This window comes from Pseudomonas sp. AIG, assembly GCF_977020205.1.
Genome location: NZ_CDROCK010000049.1, coordinates 32,697 through 56,174, shown reverse-complemented (window position 1 = coordinate 56,174; position 23,478 = coordinate 32,697). Strand labels below are relative to the sequence as shown.

21 protein-coding genes and 4 tRNA genes are annotated in these 23,478 nt (G+C 54.7%); all 25 read left to right on the top strand.

The genetic code is table 11. The annotated features are described in order from the left end of the window. Positions 1 to 129: 129 nt before the first annotated feature. The 25 genes from birA to rplB all read left to right on the top strand — a co-directional run bounded on the left by birA (position 130) and on the right by rplB (position 23,465). The gene (gene birA, locus ACWR1S_RS24125) at positions 130 to 1,083 is read left to right on the top strand and encodes a bifunctional biotin--[acetyl-CoA-carboxylase] ligase/biotin operon repressor BirA (RefSeq protein WP_454565245.1); all 954 of its coding nucleotides are present in this window, start codon (positions 130 to 132) and stop codon (positions 1,081 to 1,083) included. After that, entirely contained in the window at positions 1,073 to 1,825 is a 753-nt protein-coding gene (locus ACWR1S_RS24120; protein ID WP_454565244.1) for a pantothenate kinase, read from the top strand. Before birA ends, ACWR1S_RS24120 begins: the two co-directional genes overlap by 11 nt. A gap of 7 nt (positions 1,826 to 1,832) precedes the next feature. After that, entirely contained in the window at positions 1,833 to 2,264 is a 432-nt protein-coding gene (locus tag ACWR1S_RS24115; protein WP_454565243.1) for a hypothetical protein, read from the top strand. Positions 2,265 to 2,407: 143 nt separating this feature from the next. After that, positions 2,408 to 2,492 (top strand) — tRNA-Tyr (locus ACWR1S_RS24110). 25 nt (positions 2,493 to 2,517) lie between these two features. Continuing rightward, positions 2,518 to 2,591: transfer RNA gene (locus ACWR1S_RS24105), tRNA-Gly, on the top strand. Positions 2,592 to 2,617: 26 nt separating this feature from the next. Then, positions 2,618 to 2,693 (top strand) — tRNA-Thr (locus tag ACWR1S_RS24100). 85 nt (positions 2,694 to 2,778) lie between these two features. After that, positions 2,779 to 3,972 (top strand): elongation factor Tu, encoded by a 1,194-nt coding sequence (tuf, locus tag ACWR1S_RS24095; RefSeq protein WP_064361246.1) that lies wholly within the window; start codon positions 2,779 to 2,781, stop codon positions 3,970 to 3,972. Positions 3,973 to 4,025: 53 nt separating this feature from the next. Continuing rightward, positions 4,026 to 4,101: transfer RNA gene (locus tag ACWR1S_RS24090), tRNA-Trp, on the top strand. A gap of 45 nt (positions 4,102 to 4,146) precedes the next feature. Beyond that, on the top strand, positions 4,147 to 4,515 hold the full coding sequence (gene secE / locus ACWR1S_RS24085) for a preprotein translocase subunit SecE (protein WP_119426916.1): 369 nt from the start codon (positions 4,147 to 4,149) through the stop codon (positions 4,513 to 4,515). A 9-nt stretch (positions 4,516 to 4,524) separates the two neighbouring features. Next, positions 4,525 to 5,058 carry a transcription termination/antitermination protein NusG gene (gene nusG, locus ACWR1S_RS24080; protein ID WP_007916492.1) on the top strand — a complete coding sequence of 178 codons (534 nt, stop codon included), beginning with the start codon at positions 4,525 to 4,527 and terminating at the stop codon, positions 5,056 to 5,058. A 117-nt stretch (positions 5,059 to 5,175) separates the two neighbouring features. Continuing rightward, positions 5,176 to 5,607, top strand: a complete 432-nt coding sequence (gene rplK, locus ACWR1S_RS24075) for a 50S ribosomal protein L11 (protein ID WP_003228756.1) — start codon at positions 5,176 to 5,178, stop codon at positions 5,605 to 5,607. Further along, positions 5,607 to 6,302: a 50S ribosomal protein L1 gene (gene rplA, locus ACWR1S_RS24070; protein ID WP_003228754.1), complete on the top strand. Its 696-nt coding sequence runs from the start codon at positions 5,607 to 5,609 to the stop codon at positions 6,300 to 6,302. Before rplK ends, rplA begins: the two co-directional genes overlap by 1 nt. 199 nt (positions 6,303 to 6,501) lie before the next feature. Next, positions 6,502 to 7,002 carry a 50S ribosomal protein L10 gene (rplJ, locus tag ACWR1S_RS24065; protein WP_008081912.1) on the top strand — a complete coding sequence of 167 codons (501 nt, stop codon included), beginning with the start codon at positions 6,502 to 6,504 and terminating at the stop codon, positions 7,000 to 7,002. Positions 7,003 to 7,076: 74 nt separating this feature from the next. After that, positions 7,077 to 7,442, top strand: coding sequence for a 50S ribosomal protein L7/L12 (gene rplL / locus ACWR1S_RS24060; RefSeq protein ID WP_122592624.1), 366 nt, complete (start codon positions 7,077 to 7,079; stop codon positions 7,440 to 7,442). 221 nt (positions 7,443 to 7,663) lie between these two features. Then, positions 7,664 to 11,737 carry a DNA-directed RNA polymerase subunit beta gene (gene rpoB / locus ACWR1S_RS24055; protein WP_454565242.1) on the top strand — a complete coding sequence of 1,358 codons (4,074 nt, stop codon included), beginning with the start codon at positions 7,664 to 7,666 and terminating at the stop codon, positions 11,735 to 11,737. A 64-nt stretch (positions 11,738 to 11,801) separates the two neighbouring features. Then, positions 11,802 to 16,001, top strand: coding sequence for a DNA-directed RNA polymerase subunit beta' (gene rpoC, locus ACWR1S_RS24050; RefSeq protein ID WP_454565241.1), 4,200 nt, complete (start codon positions 11,802 to 11,804; stop codon positions 15,999 to 16,001). Positions 16,002 to 16,217: 216 nt separating this feature from the next. Next, positions 16,218 to 16,589 (top strand): 30S ribosomal protein S12, encoded by a 372-nt coding sequence (gene rpsL / locus ACWR1S_RS24045; protein ID WP_003186084.1) that lies wholly within the window; start codon positions 16,218 to 16,220, stop codon positions 16,587 to 16,589. A 107-nt stretch (positions 16,590 to 16,696) separates the two neighbouring features. Continuing rightward, a complete protein-coding gene (gene rpsG, locus ACWR1S_RS24040; RefSeq protein WP_007916467.1) occupies positions 16,697 to 17,170 on the top strand; it encodes a 30S ribosomal protein S7 in 474 nt (157 codons plus the stop codon). A 30-nt stretch (positions 17,171 to 17,200) separates the two neighbouring features. Continuing rightward, positions 17,201 to 19,306 (top strand): elongation factor G, encoded by a 2,106-nt coding sequence (gene fusA / locus ACWR1S_RS24035; protein ID WP_242206869.1) that lies wholly within the window; start codon positions 17,201 to 17,203, stop codon positions 19,304 to 19,306. Positions 19,307 to 19,337: 31 nt separating this feature from the next. Continuing rightward, positions 19,338 to 20,531: an elongation factor Tu gene (gene tuf, locus ACWR1S_RS24030; RefSeq protein ID WP_064361246.1), complete on the top strand. Its 1,194-nt coding sequence runs from the start codon at positions 19,338 to 19,340 to the stop codon at positions 20,529 to 20,531. A 156-nt stretch (positions 20,532 to 20,687) separates the two neighbouring features. Next, a complete protein-coding gene (gene rpsJ / locus ACWR1S_RS24025; protein ID WP_003186070.1) occupies positions 20,688 to 20,999 on the top strand; it encodes a 30S ribosomal protein S10 in 312 nt (103 codons plus the stop codon). 80 nt (positions 21,000 to 21,079) lie between these two features. Next, on the top strand, positions 21,080 to 21,715 hold the full coding sequence (rplC, locus tag ACWR1S_RS24020) for a 50S ribosomal protein L3 (RefSeq protein ID WP_003228738.1): 636 nt from the start codon (positions 21,080 to 21,082) through the stop codon (positions 21,713 to 21,715). A 12-nt stretch (positions 21,716 to 21,727) separates the two neighbouring features. Further along, positions 21,728 to 22,330, top strand: a complete 603-nt coding sequence (gene rplD, locus ACWR1S_RS24015) for a 50S ribosomal protein L4 (protein ID WP_007918468.1) — start codon at positions 21,728 to 21,730, stop codon at positions 22,328 to 22,330. Then, on the top strand, positions 22,327 to 22,626 hold the full coding sequence (gene rplW / locus ACWR1S_RS24010; RefSeq protein ID WP_002555488.1) for a 50S ribosomal protein L23: 300 nt from the start codon (positions 22,327 to 22,329) through the stop codon (positions 22,624 to 22,626). The genes rplD and rplW overlap by 4 nt, the downstream gene beginning before the upstream one ends. 14 nt (positions 22,627 to 22,640) lie before the next feature. Continuing rightward, positions 22,641 to 23,465 carry a 50S ribosomal protein L2 gene (gene rplB / locus ACWR1S_RS24005; protein WP_003228734.1) on the top strand — a complete coding sequence of 275 codons (825 nt, stop codon included), beginning with the start codon at positions 22,641 to 22,643 and terminating at the stop codon, positions 23,463 to 23,465. Positions 23,466 to 23,478: the final 13 nt, after the last annotated feature.

The window sequence follows — 23,478 nt, the reverse complement described above, 5'->3', positions numbered from 1 at the left end:
AATTCCGAAACCCCAATTGCGAAAGCAGTTGGGGTTTTGTTTTGCCCGCAGGAAATGTATCTGCTTGATTTCTATGCAACGGCCCGGGGCATGGCTATTATTCGGGCCTCATTGTGAGGCGAGACCTGCATGCTGACGTTGTTGAACCTTCTGAAGGATGGTCGATTCCATTCTGGTCAGGATCTGGGCGCTGCCCTGGGAATAAGTCGAAGTGCGGTATGGAAGCAGCTTCAGCATCTGGAGGCTGATCTTGGCTTGTCCATTCATAAAGTTCGTGGTCGCGGCTATCAACTGGCTGCGCCATTGATGCTGCTTGACTCTCTGGCTATATCTGCAATGGCGCCAGGCTGGCCGGTGACCGTCCTGGATTCTGTCGACTCGACAAACGCTCAGGCTTTGCGCGCAATCGGCCAAGGTAGTTTGGCGCCCTTTTTAGTGCTCGCGGAGCGGCAAGTCTCCGGGCGTGGGCGCAGAGGTCGCAAATGGGTGAGCCCGTTTGCTGAAAATCTTTATTACAGCCTTGTCCTGCGTATCGATGGTGGAATGCGCCAACTCGAGGGTTTGAGTCTTGTTGTGGGCTTGGCTGTCTTGCAGACCTTGCGAAATTTTGGTGTGCCAAGCGCCGGATTGAAGTGGCCCAACGATGTCTTGGTAGGTAACAAGAAAATCGCCGGTATTCTCCTTGAGCTAGTCGGGGATCCGGCAGACGTTTGCCATGTGGTGCTGGGTATTGGCATCAACGTGAATATGCAGCTAGCGGATGAGGTTGATCAGCAATGGACCTCTATCCGGCTTGAGTCAGGTAAAAGCAGTGATCGTAATGTCTTGGTGGTTGAGCTGAGTAAACAGTTAGATGCTTACATCCAGCGCCATCAGGCGGATGGTTTCTCGATTCTGCAGGCAGAATGGGAGGCCAATCACTTGTGGCAAGATCGGCCTGTATCGTTGATTGCGGGTTCGAACCAGATAGATGGTGTGGTGCTCGGGATAGATAGTCGGGGTGCACTGCGTCTGAAGGTGGATGGCGTGGAAAAAGTCTTTAGTGGTGGTGAGCTCAGCCTGAGGTTGCGTGATGATTCTTGAGCTCGACTGCGGGAACAGCTTTATTAAGTGGCGAGTACTGGCGGCTGCGCCCGGGACTCTCTTTTCTGAAGGGGTTGTCGACTCTGATCTGGCGTTGCTTGAAAGTTTGAGATCCCTTGGTGGGCTTGTGCTGCGCAAGTGTCGCATGGTCAGTGTCAGGACTGCGGAGGAGACTGATGCATTAATCGATGCGATCAAGCGAGAGTTTGGTATATCGGTGGTGTGTGCGGAGTCCGCTCGTGAAATGTCTGGTGTCAAAAATGGTTATGAAGACTACGAGCGTCTAGGGCTCGATAGATGGTTGGCCATGCTTGGCGGTTTTCATCTTGCATCGGGCAGCGCTTGCCTGGTACTTGATTTCGGTACGGCGGTAACGGCTGATTTTATTGCTGCTGATGGTGAGCATCTGGGTGGTTTTATTTGTCCTGGAATACCATTGATGCGCAATCAGTTGCGTACACATACCCGTAAGATTCGTTATGGGGATCTGGCGGCTGAGCGCGCACTTTCCAGCAATGCGCCTGGGCGTACCACCGTTGAGGCGGTGGAGCGGGGGTGTTCGTTAATGTTGCGGGGTTTTGTGCTGACGCAGCTGGAAATGGCGAGTTCCTACTGGGGGGGAGATTTCGCAGTCTTTTTAACTGGCGGTGATGCTGTATTGGTCGCAGATGTCGCGCCCGAGGCCAGAGTTGTTCCTGACCTGGTATTTGTGGGGTTGGCTATGGCATGTCCTTTTTCCTGAGGTTTGTATGCGTTGGTTGTTCCTCCTGCTTCTTGTTCTGAATGTTTTCTATTATGTCTGGCATCAGCAAGAGGCGCCCTTGCGGGCCAAGGATGTAACGCCTCTCAGTTTGTATCGAGGTTCGCAGCAAGACATCCGCTTGCTTAGCGAAACGTCAGGTGATGTTCGGGAAGGGCGAGGGACTCGACGGCAAGAGTGCCTGTTCCTTGGTGGTTTTTCCCGGCAGGAGTCGCTTTCAGCTCTTCAGCAACGGTTGACCGAAATGGGGGTCGCTGTGCAATCTTCGTCGAAGGATGCTTCCGGAGCCGGTTATTGGTTGTCTGTCGCGCCTCAGGCTCAGCGTTTGCTGGGGGATACTCAGCTGCAAAACCTTTCCAACGAATTCAATGAGTTAAAACATAAAATAATGCTGTGTGAGGGGGTTGCACCTGCTGAATAGTTTGCATAGAATGGCGCCCGCTCCACAGCGAAGACCTAAACAGGGATTCAAAATGAAGCGATGTCAACGCAGCTAACCTCAGGTTTTTAAATGAGAAAATGCTTGACAGGGGTTTGGCATAGTATAAAATGCCGGCCTGATTAGGAGGGGTTCCCGAGCGGCCAAAGGGATCAGACTGTAAATCTGACGTCTACGACTTCGAAGGTTCGAATCCTTCTCCCTCCACCAGATTTAAGCGTGAGCTGCAGGCTCCGCGGGTATAGTTTAGTGGTAGAACCTCAGCCTTCCAAGCTGATGATGCGGGTTCGATTCCCGCTACCCGCTCCAAGTTTGCAGGTTGTGCAAAGTGTTTTGCTCTTGTAGCTCAGTTGGTAGAGCACACCCTTGGTAAGGGTGAGGTCAGCGGTTCAAATCCGCTCAAGAGCTCCATATAACAAGGCAGATATGAAAATATCTGCCTTTGTTTTAATGGTTGATATTGTTTGTCTAATTTCTTCTGTTGAGGGTGATATCGATGGCTAAGGAAAAATTTGATCGTTCCCTGCCCCACGTCAACGTTGGGACCATTGGTCACGTTGACCACGGTAAAACCACTCTGACTGCTGCTCTGACTCGCGTTTGCTCGGAAGTTTTCGGTTCCGCAATCGTTGACTTCGACAAGATCGACAGCGCACCAGAAGAAAAAGCTCGCGGTATCACCATCAACACCGCACACGTTGAGTACAACTCGAAGATCCGTCACTACGCTCACGTTGACTGCCCAGGTCACGCTGACTATGTGAAGAACATGATCACCGGTGCTGCTCAAATGGACGGCGCTATTCTGGTTTGCTCGGCCGCTGATGGTCCGATGCCACAAACCCGTGAGCACATCCTGCTGTCCCGTCAGGTAGGCGTTCCGTACATCGTGGTTTTCCTGAACAAGGCTGACCTGGTAGACGACGCTGAGCTGCTGGAACTGGTCGAGATGGAAGTTCGCGACCTGCTGTCCACCTACGACTTCCCGGGCGATGACACTCCAATCATCATCGGTTCGGCTCGTATGGCGCTGGAAGGCAAAGACGACAACGAGATGGGTACCACTGCCGTCAAGAAGCTGGTTGAAACTCTGGATGCCTACATCCCAGAACCAGTTCGTATGATCGACAAGCCGTTCCTGATGCCAATCGAAGACGTATTCTCGATCTCTGGTCGCGGTACTGTTGTGACTGGTCGTATCGAGCGCGGTATCGTTCGCGTTCAAGATCCGCTGGAAATCGTTGGTCTGCGTGACACCACCGTCACCACCTGCACCGGTGTTGAAATGTTCCGCAAGCTGCTCGACGAAGGTCGTGCTGGCGAGAACTGCGGCGTTCTGCTGCGTGGTACCAAGCGTGACGACGTTGAGCGTGGCCAGGTTCTGGTTAAGCCGGGTTCGGTTAAGCCGCACACCAAGTTCACCGCAGAAGTTTACGTTCTGAGCAAGGAAGAAGGCGGCCGTCACACTCCGTTCTTCAAAGGCTACCGTCCACAGTTCTACTTCCGTACTACTGACGTGACTGGTAACTGCGAGCTGCCAGAAGGCGTTGAAATGGTAATGCCAGGTGACAACATTCAGATGACTGTTACCCTGATCAAAACCATCGCGATGGAAGACGGTCTGCGTTTCGCTATCCGTGAAGGCGGTCGTACCGTCGGCGCTGGTGTCGTAGCTAAAATCATCGAGTAAGTGGTTGTAATGTATTTTTCGGGCCGGCATAATGGTCGGCCTGATTTTGTTTTAGGTCAGTAGCTCAATTGGCAGAGCGACGGTCTCCAAAACCGTAGGTTGGGGGTTCGATTCCCTCCTGACCTGCCAGATTCACTCGGTGTATCTGGCTTTCTTTTCACAGGATCTTCATAGATGACTCCTAAAGCTGAAGCTCAAGGCTCTCGCTTCGATCTGCTCAAGTGGCTTGTAGTTGTCGCTTTGGTGGTTGTTGGCGTTGTTGGCAATCAGTATTACTCTGCTTCGCCGATCCTGTACCGTGTACTCGCTTTGCTTGTCGTTGCTGCTGTAGCTGCCTTTGTAGGCCTGCAGACAGCCAAGGGCAAGTCTTTCTTTGTACTGGTTAAGGAAGCTCGCACCGAGATTCGTAAAGTCGTGTGGCCAACTCGCCAAGAAACCACGCAGACCACCCTGATTGTGGTGGCTGTTGTTCTGGTTATGGCGTTGCTGTTGTGGGGTCTTGATTCCCTGCTCGGCTGGCTTGTTTCCTTGATTGTCGGCTAAGGGTGTCCCGTGGCTAAGCGTTGGTATGTTGTGCATGCTTACTCGGGTTACGAGAAGCATGTGATGCGCTCGCTGGTCGAGCGCGTAAAGCTGGCTGGCATGGAAGATGGCTTCGGCGAGATTCTGGTTCCCACTGAAGAAGTGGTTGAAATGCGTAATGGCCAGAAGCGCAAAAGCGAGCGTAAGTTTTTTCCAGGCTATGTGCTGGTTCAAATGGATATGAACGAGGGTACTTGGCACTTGGTCAAGGATACTCCTCGGGTGATGGGTTTCATTGGCGGTACTGCCGATAAGCCTGCGCCAATCACCGATAAAGAGGCGGAAGCAATTCTGCGTCGTGTTGCTGATGGTAGCGACAAGCCGAAACCGAAGACTCTCTTCGAGCCAGGTGAAACGGTGCGAGTCAATGACGGTCCATTTGCTGATTTTAATGGCGTTGTTGAAGAAGTTAACTACGAAAAGAGCCGGATCCAAGTGGCTGTGCTTATTTTCGGTCGCTCTACCCCGGTAGAGTTGGAGTTCAGTCAGGTCGAAAAGGTCTAACTGAACAAGCATCCCAACCCCGCAGCCCTAGGCTGTGGGGTTTTGTCGTCACTGGGATAAACGCGCAAGTATCCGGGGAGCCTTTCGAGGCGTTCGAACCCGTAATTGGAGTGCCTCATGGCCAAGAAGATTACCGCTTACATCAAGCTGCAAGTGAAGGCCGCTCAGGCTAACCCAAGTCCACCAGTTGGTCCTGCTCTGGGTCAGCACGGCGTGAACATCATGGAATTCTGCAAGGCCTTCAACGCCCGTACTCAGGGTCTTGAAGCAGGTCTGCCGACTCCAGTGATCATCACTGTCTACAGCGACCGTAGCTTCACTTTCGAAACCAAATCCACCCCTGCTTCGGTTCTGCTGAAGAAGGCGGCCGGTCTGACCAGCGGTTCCGCTCGTCCGAACACCGTTAAGGTTGGCACTGTTACCCGTGCTCAGCTGGAAGAAATCGCGAAAACCAAAAACGCGGATCTGACTGCAGCTGATATGGATGCAGCCGTGCGTACTATCGCCGGTTCTGCTCGTAGCATGGGCCTTAACGTGGAGGGTGTGTAATGGCTAAGCTGACCAAGCGTCAAAAGGCTATCGCCGGCAAAATCGAAGCAGGCAAGGCCTACAACATTGTAGACGCTGCTGCTCTGCTGGCTGAGCTGTCGACTGTCAAGTTCAGCGAGTCGTTCGACGTTGCTGTAAATCTGGGCGTAGACCCGCGTAAATCCGACCAGGTTGTTCGTAGCGCTACTGTGCTGCCACACGGCACTGGCAAGACTGTTCGCGTTGCTGTGTTCACCCAGGGTCCAGCTGCTGAGGCCGCTCTGGCTGCCGGCGCTGACCGTGTAGGTATGGACGACCTGGCTGCCGAAATGAAAGGCGGCGACCTGAACTATGACGTAGTGATCGCATCCCCGGATGCCATGCGCGTTGTAGGTCAATTGGGTCAGATCCTCGGTCCACGTGGTCTGATGCCTAACCCTAAGGTTGGTACTGTAACTCCAGACGTAGCTACCGCGGTTAAAAACGCCAAAGCTGGTCAGGTTCGTTATCGCACCGACAAAAACGGCATCATTCACACTTCCGTTGGCAAGATCGGCTTCGACGCCGTCAAGCTGAAGGAAAACGTTGAAGCCCTGATCGCTGATCTGAAGCGTATCAAGCCAGCTTCTTCGAAAGGTATCTACGTCAAGCGCGTTACCCTGAGCACCACTATGGGCCCAGGTCTGGTTATCGACCAGAGCTCGCTGGACGCGTAAGACAAAAGTTGGCGCGATGGTTCGCGCCAATTGAAAGATTGGGGTCCCTGCCTGGCGGGGGCTATCCAAGACCGTAGGCGACGCAAGTCTTAAACCATAAGCCTACGCAGATGGTGCTCCCGGTTCCTTACCGAATCAGACACCAAAAACGACATTCGGTTTCGATCGAATGAAACGGTAACAAGCAGGAGTTAAACCCGTGGCAATTAATCTCGAAGACAAGAAGGCCATCGTCGCTGAAGTCAACGAGGCTGCCAAAGTCGCTCTGTCCGCTGTCGTGGTTGATGCACGTGGCGTAACAGTAGGCGCAATGACCGGACTCCGTAAAGAGGCTCGTGAAGCTGGCGTTTACGTACGTGTTGTACGTAACACCCTGCTCAAGCGCGCTGTTGCTGACACTCAATACAGTGTCCTCAACGACGTGTTCACCGGCCCGACCCTGATTGCATTCTCGAACGAACATCCGGGCGCTGCTGCTCGTATTTTCAAAGAGTTTGCCAAGGGTCAGGACAAGTTCGAGATCAAGGCAGCTGCGTTCGAGGGCAAGTTCCTCGCAGCTAATCAGATCGACGTACTGGCAACTCTGCCGACCCGTGACGAAGCAATTTCTCAGCTGATGAGCGTGATTCAAGGCGCTACCAGCAAATTGGCTCGTACTCTGGCGGCAATTCGCGACCAGAAAGAAGCTGCTGCAGCCTAAGGCTCGTCAACTTCTCGCGTTTTTTGTTTATTTCGATGGTCGCGTAGGCCGTCCCCCAATTCAGGAATTGAGTCATGTCTCTGACTAACGAACAAATCATCGAAGCAATCGGCCAGAAATCCGTAGTGGAAATCGTTGAGCTGATCAAAGCGATGGAAGAAACCTTTGGCGTTACCGCTGCTGCCGCTTCGGCTGGCCCAGCTGTAGCTGCTGCTGCTGTTGAAGAGCAAACCGAGTTCAACGTTATCTTGAAAGGCGCTGGCGAGAAGAAAGTCAACGTGATCAAGGCTGTACGTGAACTGACCGGTCTGGGTCTGAAAGAAGCGAAAGAGAAGGTTGATACCGCTCCTCAGGTTATCGCTGAAGGCGTTTCGAAAGAAGCTGCTGAAGATGCCAAGAAGAAGCTGGAAGAAGCAGGCGCAGAAGTCGAAGTTAAGTAACTTTCGACTTTGCTCCTCCAGCCCGAGCGTCAAGCGACAGGCTGATGGCTGGTGGCTCTTGCCACCGGCCTTTTTCCGTTATTGGCAGCCGACTGGGTCGGTGCTGATAAAGGCGCTGTAACCACCCGATGCGGTGGCGCAAACCATGGGGTTTGCACGATTTTCTGGCTGCTCCCGTCGGGAGGGGCCAAACAAGCAGGTGACCAAGCTGGGGAACGCTGATGGCTTACTCATATACTGAGAAAAAACGTATCCGCAAGGACTTTAGCAAGTTGCCGGACGTCATGGATGTGCCGTACCTCCTGGCCATCCAGCTGGATTCGTATCGTGAATTCTTGCAAGCGGGAGCGACTAAAGATCAGTTCCGCGACGTGGGCCTGCATGCGGCCTTCAAATCCGTTTTCCCGATCATCAGCTACTCCGGCAATGCTGCGCTGGAGTACGTCGGTTATCGCCTGGGCGAACCGGCATTTGATGTCAAAGAATGCGTATTGCGCGGTGTAACTTTCGCCGTACCTTTGCGGGTAAAAGTGCGCCTGATCATTTTCGACAAAGAATCGTCGAACAAAGCGATCAAGGACATCAAAGAGCAAGAAGTCTACATGGGTGAAATCCCCCTGATGACTGAGAACGGTACCTTCGTAATCAACGGTACCGAGCGTGTAATCGTTTCCCAGCTGCACCGTTCCCCGGGCGTGTTCTTCGACCACGACCGCGGCAAGACGCATAGCTCCGGCAAACTGCTTTACTCCGCGCGCATCATTCTTTACCGCGGTTCGTGGCTGGACTTTGAGTTCGACCCGAAAGACTGCGTGTTTGTGCGTATCGACCGTCGTCGCAAGCTGCCGGCATCGGTACTGCTGCGCGCGCTCGGTTACACCACTGAAGAAGTGCTGGACGCGTTCTACACCACCAACGTTTTCAAACTGAGCGGCGAAACCCTCAGCCTGGAACTGATTGCTTCGCGTCTGCGTGGTGAGATTGCGGTTCTGGACATTCAGGACGAGAAGGGCAAGGTCATCGTTGAAGCGGGCCGCCGTATTACTGCGCGCCACATCAATCAGATCGAAAAAGCCGGTATCAAGACGCTGGAAGTGCCTCTGGACTACGTCCTGGGTCGCACCACCGCCAAGGTCATCGTGCACCCGGCTACCGGCGAAATCCTGGCAGAGTGCAACACCGAGCTGAACACTGAAGTTCTGGCAAAAATTGCCAAGGCCGGCGTTGTTCGCATCGAGACTCTGTACACCAACGATATCGACTGCGGTCCGTTCGTCTCCGACACACTGAAGATCGACTCCACCAGCAACCAATTGGAAGCGCTGGTCGAGATCTATCGCATGATGCGTCCAGGCGAGCCGCCAACCAAAGACGCTGCCGAAACCCTGTTCAACAACCTGTTCTTCAGCCCTGAGCGCTATGACCTGTCTGCGGTCGGCCGGATGAAGTTCAACCGTCGTATCGGTCGTACCGAGATCGAAGGTTCGGGCGTGCTGTGCAAGGAAGACATCGTCGCGGTACTGAAGACTCTGGTCGACATCCGTAACGGTAAAGGCATCGTCGATGACATCGACCACTTGGGTAACCGTCGTGTTCGCTGCGTAGGCGAAATGGCCGAGAACCAGTTCCGCGTTGGCCTGGTACGTGTTGAGCGTGCGGTCAAAGAGCGTCTGTCGATGGCTGAAAGCGAAGGCCTGATGCCGCAAGACCTGATCAACGCCAAGCCAGTGGCTGCGGCGGTGAAAGAGTTCTTCGGCTCCAGCCAGCTCTCGCAGTTCATGGACCAGAACAACCCGCTGTCCGAGATCACTCACAAGCGTCGTGTTTCTGCACTCGGCCCTGGCGGTCTGACTCGTGAGCGCGCAGGTTTTGAAGTTCGTGACGTACACCCGACTCACTACGGTCGTGTATGCCCGATTGAAACGCCGGAAGGTCCGAACATCGGTCTGATCAACTCCCTGGCTGCGTACGCTCGCACCAACCAGTACGGCTTCCTGGAAAGCCCGTACCGCGTGGTGAAAGAGGGTGTGGTTACCGACGAGATCGTGTTCCTGTCCGCTATTGAAGAAGCCGATCACGTGATCGCGCAGGCTTCGGCGACCATGAACGACCAGAAAGTCCTGATCGACGAACTGGTAGCCGTACGTCACCTGAACGAATTCACCGTCAAGGCGCCTGAAGAAGTCACCTTGATGGACGTTTCGCCGAAGCAGGTAGTTTCGGTCGCAGCGTCGCTGATTCCGTTCCTCGAGCACGACGACGCCAACCGTGCGTTGATGGGTTCGAACATGCAGCGTCAAGCTGTACCAACCCTGCGCGCTGACAAGCCGCTGGTAGGTACCGGCATGGAGCGTAACGTAGCCCGTGACTCCGGCGTTTGCGTCGTGGCTCGTCGTGGCGGCGTGATCGACTCTGTTGACGCCAGCCGTATCGTGGTTCGTGTTGCTGATGACGAAGTTGAAACCGGCGAAGCTGGTGTCGACATCTACAACCTGACCAAATACACCCGCTCGAACCAGAACACCTGCATCAACCAGCGTCCGCTGGTGAGCAAGGGTGATCGCGTTCAGCGTAGCGACATCATGGCCGACGGCCCGTCCACCGACATGGGTGAACTGGCGCTGGGTCAGAACATGCGCATCGCGTTCATGGCATGGAACGGCTTCAACTTCGAAGACTCCATCTGCCTGTCCGAGCGTGTGGTTCAGGAAGACCGTTTCACCACGATCCACATCCAGGAACTGACCTGTGTGGCCCGTGACACCAAGCTTGGGCCTGAAGAGATCACTGCAGACATCCCGAACGTGGGTGAAGCTGCACTGAACAAACTGGATGAAGCCGGTATCGTTTACGTAGGTGCTGAAGTTGGCGCAGGCGACATCCTGGTCGGTAAGGTCACTCCGAAAGGCGAGACTCAACTGACTCCGGAAGAAAAACTGCTGCGTGCAATCTTCGGCGAAAAAGCCAGCGACGTTAAAGACACTTCCCTGCGTGTACCTACCGGTACCAAAGGTACTGTCATCGACGTACAGGTCTTCACCCGTGACGGCGTTGAGCGTGATGCTCGTGCACTGTCGATCGAGAAGACTCAGCTCGACGAGATCCGCAAGGATCTGAACGAAGAGTTCCGTATCGTTGAAGGCGCAACTTTCGAACGTCTGCGTTCCGCTCTGGTAGGCCACAAGGCTGAAGGCGGCGCGGGTCTGAAGAAAGGTCAGGACATCACCGACGAAGTTCTCGACGGTCTTGAGCATGGTCAGTGGTTCAAACTGCGCATGGCTGAAGATGCGCTTAACGAGCAGCTCGAGAAGGCTCAGGCCTACATCGTTGATCGTCGCCGTCTGCTGGACGACAAGTTCGAAGACAAGAAGCGCAAACTGCAGCAGGGCGATGACCTGGCTCCAGGCGTGCTGAAAATCGTCAAGGTTTACCTGGCAATCCGTCGTCGCATCCAGCCGGGCGACAAGATGGCCGGTCGTCACGGTAACAAAGGTGTGGTCTCCGTGATCATGCCGGTTGAAGACATGCCGCACGATGCCAATGGCACCCCGGTCGACGTCGTCCTCAACCCACTGGGCGTACCTTCGCGTATGAACGTTGGTCAGATCCTTGAAACCCACCTGGGCCTCGCGGCCAAAGGTCTGGGCGAGAAGATCAACCGGATGATCGAAGAGCAGCGTAAAGTCGCTGAACTGCGTACCTTCCTGGACGAGATCTACAACCAGATCGGCGGTCGTAACGAAGATCTGGACAGCTTCTCCGATCAGGAAATCCTGGATCTGGCGAAGAACCTGCGTGGCGGTGTTCCAATGGCCACTCCAGTGTTCGACGGCGCCAAGGAAAGCGAAATCAAGGCCATGCTGAAACTGGCAGACCTGCCGGAAAGCGGCCAGATGCAGCTGACTGACGGCCGTACCGGCAACAAGTTCGAGCGTCCAGTTACCGTTGGCTACATGTACATGCTGAAGCTGAACCACTTGGTAGACGACAAGATGCACGCGCGTTCTACCGGTTCGTACAGCCTGGTTACCCAGCAGCCGCTGGGTGGTAAGGCGCAGTTCGGTGGTCAGCGTTTCGGGGAGATGGAGGTCTGGGCACTGGAAGCATACGGTGCTGCTTACACTCTGCAAGAAATGCTCACAGTGAAGTCGGACGATGTGAACGGCCGTACCAAGATGTACAAAAACATCGTGGATGGCGATCACCGTATGGAGCCGGGCATGCCCGAGTCCTTCAACGTGTTGATCAAGGAAATTCGTTCCCTCGGCATCGATATCGATCTGGAAACCGAATAACACGTGACGCGAATCGAGAGCGGGGCAGGATTGCCCGCTCTCTGCTCCGCCAGGAGGAAAGGCCTTGAAAGACCTACTGAATTTGCTGAAAAACCAGGGTCAAGTCGAAGAGTTCGACGCCATCCGTATCGGATTGGCCTCGCCTGAGATGATCCGCTCATGGTCGTTCGGTGAAGTTAAAAAGCCGGAAACCATCAACTACCGTACGTTCAAACCTGAGCGTGACGGCCTGTTCTGCGCCAAGATCTTTGGCCCGGTAAAGGATTACGAGTGCCTGTGCGGTAAGTACAAGCGCTTGAAGCACCGTGGTGTGATCTGCGAGAAGTGCGGCGTTGAAGTTGCACTGGCCAAGGTTCGTCGTGAGCGCATGGCGCACATCGAACTGGCTTCGCCGGTTGCCCACATCTGGTTCCTGAAATCGCTGCCGTCCCGTATCGGCTTGCTGATGGACATGACCCTGCGTGATATCGAACGTGTTCTCTACTTCGAGAGCTATGTCGTTATCGATCCAGGCATGACCACCCTTGAAAAAGGTCAGCTGCTGAACGACGAGCAGTACTTCGAAGCGCTGGAAGAGTTCGGTGATGACTTCGACGCCCGTATGGGTGCTGAAGCTGTCCGTGAACTGCTGCACGCTATCGACCTGGAACACGAGATTGGCCGTCTGCGTGAAGAAATTCCGCAAACCAACTCCGAAACCAAGATCAAGAAGCTGTCCAAGCGTCTGAAGTTGATGGAAGCCTTCCAGGGTTCCGGCAACCTGCCAGAGTGGATGGTGCTGACCGTTCTGCCGGTTCTGCCGCCAGATCTGCGTCCACTGGTTCCACTGGATGGTGGTCGTTTCGCGACTTCCGACCTCAACGATCTGTATCGTCGAGTGATCAACCGTAACAACCGTTTGAAGCGCCTGCTGGATCTGTCCGCTCCGGACATCATCGTGCGCAACGAAAAGCGTATGTTGCAGGAAGCGGTCGATGCTCTGCTCGACAACGGTCGTCGTGGTCGCGCTATCACAGGTTCCAACAAGCGTCCTCTGAAATCCCTGGCTGACATGATCAAGGGTAAGCAAGGTCGTTTCCGTCAGAACTTGCTCGGTAAGCGTGTTGACTACTCCGGTCGTTCGGTAATTACCGTAGGCCCGACCCTGCGTCTGCACCAGTGCGGTCTGCCGAAGAAGATGGCTCTCGAGCTGTTCAAACCGTTCATTTTCGGCAAGCTCGAAATGCGTGGTCTCGCGACCACCATCAAAGCGGCCAAGAAAATGGTCGAGCGCGAACTGCCAGAAGTTTGGGACGTTCTCGCTGAAGTGATTCGCGAACACCCGGTTCTTCTCAACCGTGCACCGACCCTTCACCGTCTGGGTATCCAGGCGTTTGAACCGGTACTGATCGAAGGTAAGGCTATCCAGCTGCACCCTCTGGTCTGCGCCGCGTACAACGCCGACTTCGACGGCGACCAAATGGCCGTGCACGTACCGCTGACACTGGAAGCCCAGTTGGAAGCGCGTGCGTTGATGATGTCGACCAACAACATTCTGTCGCCTGCCAACGGTGAGCCAATCATCGTTCCGTCGCAGGACGTTGTATTGGGTCTCTACTACATGACTCGTGAAGCGATCAACGCCAAAGGCGAAGGTCGTGTGTTCGCGGATCTGCAGGAAGTTGACCGTGTGTTCCGTGCCGGCGAAGCCGCACTGCACGCCAAGGTTAAAGTACGTATCAACGAAACCGTCAACGACCGTGACGGCAACAGCGTAAGCGGCACCCGTATCGTCGACACCACTGTCGGCCGTGCGCTGCTGTTCCAGGTTGTGCCAAAAGGTCTGTCGTACGACGTCGTCAACCTGCCGATGAAGAAGAAGGCAATCTCCAAACTGATCAACCAGTGCTACCGCGTGGTTGGTTTGAAAGAGACTGTGATCTTCGCTGACCAGTTGATGTACACCGGTTTCGCTTACTCGACCATCTCCGGCGTTTCCATCGGTGTTAACGACTTCGTTATCCCGGATGAAAAAGCCCGCATCATCGGTGCTGCCACCGACGAAGTGAAAGAGATCGAGAGCCAGTACGCCTCCGGCCTGGTAACCCAGGGCGAGAAGTACAACAAAGTGATCGACCTTTGGTCGAAAGCGAACGACGAAGTTTCCAAGGCAATGATGGCCAACCTCTCGAAAGAGAAGGTGATCGACCGTCACGGCGTTGAAGTCGATCAAGAGTCTTTCAACTCGATGTACATGATGGCCGACTCGGGTGCACGGGGTTCCGCAGCACAGATTCGTCAGCTGGCCGGTATGCGTGGTCTGATGGCCAAGCCGGACGGTTCCATCATCGAAACGCCGATTACTGCGAACTTCCGTGAAGGTTTGAGCGTACTTCAGTACTTCATCTCAACTCACGGTGCTCGTAAAGGTCTGGCGGATACCGCGTTGAAAACTGCGAACTCCGGTTACCTGACTCGTCGTCTGGTAGACGTGGCGCAGGATCTGGTTGTAACCGAGATCGATTGCGGCACCGAACACGGTCTGCTGATGACTCCGCACATTGAAGGCGGTGACGTTGTAGAGCCGTTGGGTGAGCGCGTATTGGGTCGTGTTATTGCCCGTGACGTATTCAAGCCAGGCACCGAGGACGTTATCGTTCCGGCCGGTACTCTGGTAGACGAGAAGTGGGTCGAGTTCATCGAGCTGAACAGCATCGATGAAGTGATCGTGCGTTCGCCGATCAGCTGCGAAACCCGCTATGGCATTTGCGCCAAGTGCTACGGCCGTGATCTGGCTCGTGGTCACCAGGTGAACATCGGTGAAGCGGTCGGCGTTATCGCTGCCCAGTCCATCGGTGAGCCGGGTACCCAGCTGACGATGCGTACGTTCCACATCGGTGGTGCGGTAAGCCGTACTTCCGCTGCGGACAGCGTTCAGGTGAAGAATGGCGGTACCGTTCGTCTGCACAATTTGAAGCACGTGGAGCGAGTGGACGGCCACCTGGTTGCTGTGTCCCGTTCCGGTGAGCTGGCAATCGCTGATGACTTCGGTCGTGAGCGCGAGCGTTACAAGCTGCCGTACGGTGCTGTGATTTCGGTTAAAGAAGGTGACAAGGTCGACGCTGGCGCAATCGTGGCCAAGTGGGATCCGCACACTCACCCAATCGTTACCGAAATGAAAGGTACCGTGACCTACGTGGGCATGGAAGAAGGCATCACGATCAAGCGTCAGACTGACGAATTGACCGGTATGACCAACATTGAAGTACTCGACGCGAAAGATCGTCCAGCTGCGGGCAAAGAGATTCGTCCAGCAGTGAAGATGGTTGACGACAACGGCAAGGATCTGTTGCTGCCAGGCACTGACGTTATCGCTCAGTACTTCCTGCCAGCCAACGCCCTGGTCGGTGTAGCGGATGGTGCGAAGATCGCGATCGGTGATGTTATCGCGCGTATCCCGCAAGAAACTTCGAAGACCCGTGACATCACCGGTGGTCTGCCGCGTGTTGCCGACTTGTTCGAAGCTCGTCGTCCGAAAGAAGCGTCGATTCTGGCTGAAGTCAGCGGCACCATCGCGTTCGGTAAAGAGACCAAAGGCAAGCGCCGTCTGGTTATTACCCCGAACGACGGTAGCGATCCGTACGAAGAGCTGATTCCGAAGTGGCGTCACCTGAACGTGTTCGAAGGCGAACAGGTAAACCGCGGCGAAGTTATCTCCGACGGTCCAAGCGATCCGCACGACATCCTGCGTCTGCTGGGTGTGAGCGCGCTGGCCAAGTACATCGTGAACGAGATCCAGGACGTTTACCGTCTGCAAGGCGTGAAGATCAACGACAAGCACATCGAGACCATCCTGCGTCAGATGCTGCGTAAAGTTGAAATCGCTGAATCCGGCGATTCCAGTTTCATCAAGGGCGACCAGATGGAACTGACTCACGTACTGGTAGAAAACGAGCGTCTGGGCGGCGAAGACAAGTTCGTCTCCAAGTACACTCGCGTTCTGCTGGGTATCACCAAGGCGTCGTTGTCCACCGAATCGTTCATCTCGGCGGCTTCCTTCCAGGAAACCACCCGCGTACTGACCGAAGCGGCAGTCACCGGCAAGCGCGATTACCTGCGCGGCCTGAAAGAAAACGTGGTCGTGGGTCGTCTGATCCCGGCAGGTACCGGCCTGGCATATCACAGCGAGCGCAAGCGTCGTCGTGAAGCAGACAAGCCATTGCGCGTAAGCGCCAGTGAAGTGGAAGCTGCACTGACCGAAGCGCTGAACTCAAGCGGTAACTGAGTTCTGCGATAAATGAGCGTAAGGCCCTGATCGCTCCGTTCATCGAATCGAGACATTTTGTCGAGGTTCGAGGGGCGGGGAGGTCGGGGCCTTGCCTTGACTGGGGACAAGATCCTCTTTAGACTCTTGATCCCCTAAATTTGGCGGGAATTCGTTCCTGCCATTTTGCTTTTCTTGCAAGACAATAGCGTCGCAAGACAACAGTGGAGCTAGTAGATGGCAACTATCAACCAGCTGGTACGTCAGCCGCGTAAGCGTATCGTCGAGAAATCCGACGTACCTGCGCTGCAGAACTGCCCGCAACGTCGTGGCGTGTGCACCCGTGTGTACACCACCACGCCGAAAAAACCTAACTCGGCACTGCGTAAAGTATGCCGTGTGCGCCTGACCAACGGTTTCGAGGTTTCCTCGTACATCGGTGGTGAAGGTCACAACCTGCAAGAGCACAGCGTGGTACTGATCCGCGGCGGTCGTGTAAAAGACTTGCCAGGTGTTCGTTACCACACCGTTCGCGGCTCCTTGGATACTTCCGGCGTTAAAGGTCGTAACCAGGGTCGTTCGAAGTACGGTACCAAGCGTCCGAAGTAATCGGCCGTTTTGCAGATTTTCATTTTATTGAGTCGATAAGAGTAAGGTCGGGCACGCATCCATTGGATCTGTCCCGAGCTAACCTGAAGACCGCTTGAGGGCTTATCATGCCAAGACGTCGCGTAGCAGCAAAGCGTGAGATTCTGGACGATCCGAAATACGGAAGCCAGATCCTCGCCAAATTCATGAACCACGTTATGGAAAGCGGCAAGAAAGCCGTTGCCGAACGTATCGTTTATGGTGCCCTGGAAACCGTTGCGACCCGTAAGGCTGGCACCGATCCCCTGGAACTCTTCGAAAAAGCACTCGACGCCATCGCTCCGCTGGTCGAAGTGAAGTCGCGCCGCGTTGGTGGTGCTACTTACCAGGTTCCGGTCGAGGTTCGTCCTTCCCGTCGTAACGCTCTGGCAATGCGCTGGTTGGTAGACTTCGCCCGTAAGCGTGGCGAGAAGTCTATGGCTCTGCGTTTGGCTGGCGAACTGCTGGATGCTGCTGAAGGTAAAGGTGCTGCTGTTAAGAAGCGTGAAGACGTGCACCGTATGGCTGAAGCTAACAAAGCTTTCTCGCACTACCGCTTCTAATTTTAGCTTCACTAATTTTGCGAGGGCTTTATGGCTCGTACTACTCCGATTAGCCGCTACCGTAACATCGGTATCGTCGCTCACGTGGATGCTGGTAAAACCACCACCACCGAGCGCGTCCTTTTTTACACCGGCAAAAGTCACAAAATGGGCGAGGTGCATGATGGCGCCGCGACCACAGACTGGATGGTGCAGGAGCAGGAGCGTGGTATTACCATTACTTCTGCTGCCATCACCGCCTTCTGGAAAGGTTCCGAGAAGCAGTACAAAGACGAGCACCGCTTCAACGTAATCGATACCCCGGGCCACGTTGACTTCACTATTGAAGTTGAACGTTCCCTGCGCGTACTCGACGGCGCTGTCGTTGTGTTCTGCGGTACTTCGGGTGTTGAGCCTCAGTCGGAAACCGTATGGCGTCAAGCCAACAAATACGGTGTTCCACGTCTTGTTTACGTAAACAAGATGGACCGTGCTGGTGCCAACTTCCTGCGCGTGATCGGTCAGATCAAGCAGCGTCTGGGTCACACTCCGGTGCCGATCCAGTTGGCCATCGGTTCTGAAGACAACTTCCAGGGTCAGATTGATCTGATCAACATGCAAGCTGTCTACTGGAACGACTCTGACAAAGGTATGGTCCCTGTTCGCAAGGACATTCCTGCTGAGCTCCAAGAGCTGGCTGAAGAGTGGCGCAACAACATGGTTGAAGCTGCTGCTGAAGCCAACGAAGAGCTGATGAACAAGTACCTGGAAGGCGAAGAGCTGACGATCGCAGAGATCAAAGCCGCTTTGCGTCAGCGTACTATCGCCGGCGAGATCGTTCTGGCTGTTTGCGGTTCTTCGTTCAAGAACAAGGGTGTTCCCCTGGTTCTCGACGCCGTTATCGACTTCCTGCCTGCACCAACCGACATTCCTGCGATCAAGGGTACTGACCCGGATAACGAGGAAATCGAGCTGGAGCGTCATGCAGACGATGCGGAGCCTTTCTCGGCTCTGGCGTTCAAGATCGCTACCGACCCGTTCGTGGGTACTTTGACCTTCGTCCGCGTTTACTCGGGCGTGTTGAACTCCGGCGACGGCGTGATCAACTCGGTTAAAGGCAAGAAAGAGCGCGTGGGTCGTATGGTGCAAATGCACGCAAACGCCCGTGAAGAGATCAAGGAAGTGCGCGCTGGCGACATCGCGGCCCTGATCGGCATGAAGGACGTCACCACTGGTGAAACCCTCTGCAACGCTGACAAGCCAATCATCCTGGTTCGTATGGACTTCCCGGAGCCGGTTATTTCGGTTGCCGTAGAGCCTAAGACCAAGGATGACCAGGAAAAAATGGGTATCGCTCTGGGCAAACTTGCTCAGGAAGACCCGTCTTTCCGCGTTAAAACTGATGAAGAGACTGGTCAAACGATCATCTCCGGCATGGGCGAGCTGCACCTGGACATCCTGGTAGACCGGATGCGCCGTGAGTTCAACGTCGAAGCCAACATCGGCAAGCCTCAGGTTTCGTATCGTGAGCGCATCACGAAGAACTGTGAAATCGAAGGCAAGTTCGTTCGTCAGTCCGGTGGTCGCGGCCAATTCGGTCACTGCTGGATTCGTTTTGCTCCTGCTGACGAAGGTCAGGAAGGTCTGCAATTCGTGAACGAAGTTGTAGGTGGTGTGGTTCCTAAGGAATACATCCCGGCTATCCAGAAGGGTATCGAAGAGCAGATGAAGAACGGCGTTGTTGCCGGCTATCCGCTGATCGGCCTGAAGGCTACCGTGTTCGATGGTTCTTACCACGACGTCGACTCCAACGAGATGGCGTTTAAAGTGGCTGCCTCCATGGCGACCAAGCAACTGGCCCAGAAGGGCGGTGGTGAGTTGCTTGAGCCGATCATGGCTGTAGAGGTTGTTACGCCTGAAGACTATATGGGTGATGTGATGGGCGACCTTAACCGTCGTCGCGGCATGATCCAGGGTATGGAAGACACAGTGTCCGGCAAGGTTATCCGTGCCGAGGTTCCACTGGGTGAGATGTTCGGTTATGCGACCGACGTTCGTTCCATGTCCCAGGGTCGCGCAAGCTACTCTATGGAATTCAAAAAATACGATACGGCTCCGTCGCACATCGTCGAATCCGTAACCAAAAAACAAGGCTGATTCAGCCCCTTTAGGCTAGGAGTTAATTGTCGTGGCTAAAGAAAAATTTGATCGTTCCCTACCGCACGTCAACGTTGGCACCATTGGTCACGTTGACCACGGTAAAACCACTCTGACTGCTGCTCTGACTCGCGTTTGCTCGGAAGTTTTCGGTTCCGCAATCGTTGACTTCGACAAGATCGACAGCGCACCAGAAGAAAAAGCTCGCGGTATCACCATCAACACCGCACACGTTGAGTACAACTCGAAGATCCGTCACTACGCTCACGTTGACTGCCCAGGTCACGCTGACTATGTGAAGAACATGATCACCGGTGCTGCTCAAATGGACGGCGCTATTCTGGTTTGCTCGGCCGCTGATGGTCCGATGCCACAAACCCGTGAGCACATCCTGCTGTCCCGTCAGGTAGGCGTTCCGTACATCGTGGTTTTCCTGAACAAGGCTGACCTGGTAGACGACGCTGAGCTGCTGGAACTGGTCGAGATGGAAGTTCGCGACCTGCTGTCCACCTACGACTTCCCGGGCGATGACACTCCAATCATCATCGGTTCGGCTCGTATGGCGCTGGAAGGCAAAGACGACAACGAGATGGGTACCACTGCCGTCAAGAAGCTGGTTGAAACTCTGGATGCCTACATCCCAGAACCAGTTCGTATGATCGACAAGCCGTTCCTGATGCCAATCGAAGACGTATTCTCGATCTCTGGTCGCGGTACTGTTGTGACTGGTCGTATCGAGCGCGGTATCGTTCGCGTTCAAGATCCGCTGGAAATCGTTGGTCTGCGTGACACCACCGTCACCACCTGCACCGGTGTTGAAATGTTCCGCAAGCTGCTCGACGAAGGTCGTGCTGGCGAGAACTGCGGCGTTCTGCTGCGTGGTACCAAGCGTGACGACGTTGAGCGTGGCCAGGTTCTGGTTAAGCCGGGTTCGGTTAAGCCGCACACCAAGTTCACCGCAGAAGTTTACGTTCTGAGCAAGGAAGAAGGCGGCCGTCACACTCCGTTCTTCAAAGGCTACCGTCCACAGTTCTACTTCCGTACTACTGACGTGACTGGTAACTGCGAGCTGCCAGAAGGCGTTGAAATGGTAATGCCAGGTGACAACATTCAGATGACTGTTACCCTGATCAAAACCATCGCGATGGAAGACGGTCTGCGTTTCGCTATCCGTGAAGGCGGTCGTACCGTCGGCGCTGGCGTCGTAGCCAAAATCATCGAGTAACTCTTTTATAGAGTCTGTTTGATGAATTGAAAAAGCCCCCGCTCAGCGGGGGCTTTTTTATTGGGTTGACACCTATCTGGGGCGTCTATAGAATTGCGCCTCCTTTTAACGGGCGTATTGCGCTCGGTGGGAATAGCAGCCGGAGTCTGAAATCCAATGCAAAATCAGCAAATCCGTATCAGGTTGAAGGCTTTTGACCATCGCCTGATCGACCAATCAACCCAGGAAATCGTGGAAACCGCGAAACGTACTGGTGCTCAAGTGCGTGGTCCAATTCCACTGCCTACCCGTAAAGAGCGGTTCACCGTTCTGGTTTCTCCGCACGTCAACAAAGACGCGCGCGACCAGTACGAAATCCGCACTCATAAGCGCGTTCTGGACATCGTCCAGCCAACGGATAAAACCGTTGATGCTCTTATGAAGCTTGATCTTGCGGCCGGTGTGGAAGTGCAGATCAGCCTCGGCTAAGACTCGGTCTTAGTCGTGTAACGCTCTGAAATGGGCGGCCATAGCGGGTGAAAGCCCCGTACACTCATGAGGTTTACAACATGACTATTGGTGTAGTCGGTCGTAAATGCGGTATGACCCGTATTTTCACCGAAGAAGGTGTCTCCATTCCGGTCACGGTCATTGAGATCGAACCGAATCGCGTCACCCAGTTCAAAACTGAAGAGACCGATGGCTATCGTGCAGTGCAAGTCACTGTCGGCGAGCGTCGTGCTTCGCGTGTAACAGCAGCTCAGGCTGGTCACTTCGCTAAGGCGAACGTTGCCGCTGGTCGCACCACCATGGAATTCCGTCTTGAAGAAGGCGAGTACCAGGCTGGCGATCTGATCAACGCTGAAATCTTCGCCGCTGGTCAACTGGTTGATGTAACCGGTCAGTCCAAGGGTAAAGGCTTCCAGGGTACGATCAAGCGTTGGAATTTCCGCGGGCAAGATAACACCCACGGTAACTCCGTATCCCACCGCGTCCCAGGCTCTATCGGCCAGTGCCAGACTCCTGGTCGTGTATTCAAGGGCAAAAAAATGTCCGGTCATATGGGCGCTGAGCGCGTGACCGTGCAGTCCCTGGAAGTAGTGCGCGTGGACGCTGAACGCAATCTGTTGTTGGTCAAGGGTGCTGTTCCTGGCGCTACTGGCGGCAACCTGGTTGTACGTCCAGCAGCCAAGGCTCGCGGTTAAGGGGAAGCTGACATGCAATTAAATGTAAATGACGCTCAAGCGATCGAAGTTTCCGAACTGACATTTGGCGGCGAATTCAACGAGACGCTGGTTCACCAAGCAGTCGTGGCCTACATGGCCGGCGGCCGTCAAGGTACCAAGCAGCAAAAGACCCGTTCCGACGTTCGTGGTGGCGGCAAGCGCCCATGGCGTCAGAAAGGTACTGGCCGTGCTCGTGCCGGTACTATCCGTAGCCCAATCTGGCGTGGCGGCGGTACCACTTTTGCAGCACGTCCACAGGATCACTCCCAGAAGCTGAACAAGAAGATGTATCGCGCAGCAATGCGTTCCATCCTTGCTGAGCTGGTGCGTACTGATCGTCTGGTCGTGGTTCAGGATTTCGCTGTTGAAACTCCGAAAACCAAAGATCTGCTGGGCAAGCTGAACAACATGAGCCTGACCGATGTTCTGATCGTGTCGGACGCTGTTGATCAGAACCTGTACCTGGCTGCTCGTAACCTGCCGCACGTCGATGTACGTGACGTTCAAGGTTCCGATCCAGTTAGTCTGATCGCATACGACAAGGTGTTGATCACCGTGTCGGCCGTGAAGAAATTCGAGGAGCTGCTGGGATGAACCAGGAACGCGTATTTAAAGTTCTGCTTGGCCCGCACGTTTCCGAGAAGGCTACGGTTCTGGCTGACAAGAAAGGCCAGTTCGTTTTCAAGGTTGCAACTGACGCAACCAAGCTGGAAATCAAGAAGGCCGTCGAAAGCCTGTTCAGCGTGAAAGTTGAGCGTGTTACTACCCTGAACGTTCTGGGTAAGAGCAAGCGCACAGCTCGCGGTCTGGGCAAGCGCAATGACTGGAAGAAGGCAGTTATCTCCCTTCAGCCAGGCCAAGATCTCGATTTCAGCAGCAGTGCTGAGTAAGGAAGGGGTGCATCATGGCAATCGTTAAATGCAAACCGACTTCCCCTGGCCGCCGTTTTGTGGTCAAGGTGGTCAACCAGGAGCTGCATAAAGGCGCTCCTCACGCACCGCTGCTCGAGAAAAAATCGAAGACTGGTGGTCGTAACAACAATGGCCGTATTACCACGCGTCACATCGGTGGTGGTCATAAGCAGCATTATCGTATGGTCGATTTCCGTCGCAACGACAAAGATGGCATCGTCGCCACTGTCGAGCGTATCGAATACGATCCAAACCGTACTGCTCACATCGCACTGCTCTGCTACGCAGACGGCGAGCGTCGCTACATCATCGCCCCTAAGGGCGTGAGTGCTGGCGACCAGCTGATCGCAGGCGCTCTGGCTCCAATCAAGCCAGGCAACGCTCTGCAACTGCGCAACATTCCAGTCGGTTCTACCGTACACGGCATCGAACTGAAGCCAGGTAAAGGTGCACAGATCGCTCGTTCCGCTGGTGCTTCGGCTCAGCTGATCGCTCGTGAAGGTGTCTACGTGACCCTGCGTCTGCGTTCCGGTGAAATGCGTAAAGTCCTGGCTGAATGCCGTGCGACCCTGGGCGAAGTCTCGAACTCCGAGCACAGCCTGCGTTCGCTGGGTAAAGCTGGTGCCAAGCGCTGGCGTGGCGTTCGCCCAACCGTTCGTGGTGTTGCCATGAACCCGGTTGACCACCCACATGGTGGTGGTGAAGGTCGTACCTCTGGTGGTCGTCATCCGGTATCGCCATGGGGCTTCCCGACTAAGGGCGCGAAGACTCGTGGTAATAAGCGTACCGACAAAATGATCGTCCGTCGTCGCAAGTAAATAGAGGGATACG